The sequence below is a fragment of the Phocaeicola faecicola genome (genome assembly GCF_013618865.1).
GTDB lineage: Bacteria > Bacteroidota > Bacteroidia > Bacteroidales > Bacteroidaceae > Phocaeicola > Phocaeicola faecicola.
The window spans coordinates 1-611 of record NZ_JABSOE010000170.1 but is presented as its reverse complement, the minus strand read 5'-3'; the positions used below and the strand labels follow the sequence as shown (position 1 = coordinate 611).

The window sequence follows — 611 nt, the reverse complement described above, 5'->3', positions numbered from 1 at the left end:
ATCACTTGGTTTCGCGTCTACCGCATCTGACTCGACGCCCTGTTCAGACTCGCTTTCGCTTCGGCTGCAGGACTCGTGTCCCTTAACCTTGCCAGATACGGTAACTCGTAGGTTCATTATGCAAAAGGCACGCCGTCACCCTTGCGGGCTCCGACCGCTTGTAGGCGCACGGTTTCAGGTACTATTTCACTCTTCTGTTCGAAGTGCTTTTCACCTTTCCCTCACGGTACTGGTTCGCTATCGGTCTCTCGGGAGTATTTAGCCTTGCCGGATGGTCCCGGCAGATTCACACAGGATTCCTCGTGTCCCGCGCTACTCAGGATACCACTATGCTTCGTCTTGCTTCGGATACAGGGCTGTCACCGTCTGCGGCTGAACTTTCCAGATCATTCTCCTCACAAGATTTCGTGCAACGTCGTGGTCCTACAACCCCGGCCATGCCGTAACATGAACGGTTTGGGCTCTTCCCCGTTCGCTCGCCACTACTGGGGGAATCATTGTTATTTTCTTTTCCTGCAGGTACTAAGATGTTTCAGTTCCCTGCGTTAGCTTCCATCAATGATGGATGACGTGTCTTCAACACGCCGGGTTGTCCCATTCGGAGATTCACG

General features: G+C 53.2%; 1 rRNA gene. It reads right to left on the bottom strand.

Annotation, left to right across the window (positions count from 1 at the left end):
- Nucleotides 1-611 (bottom strand): 23S ribosomal RNA (locus H3001_RS19205); the annotation flags it as partial.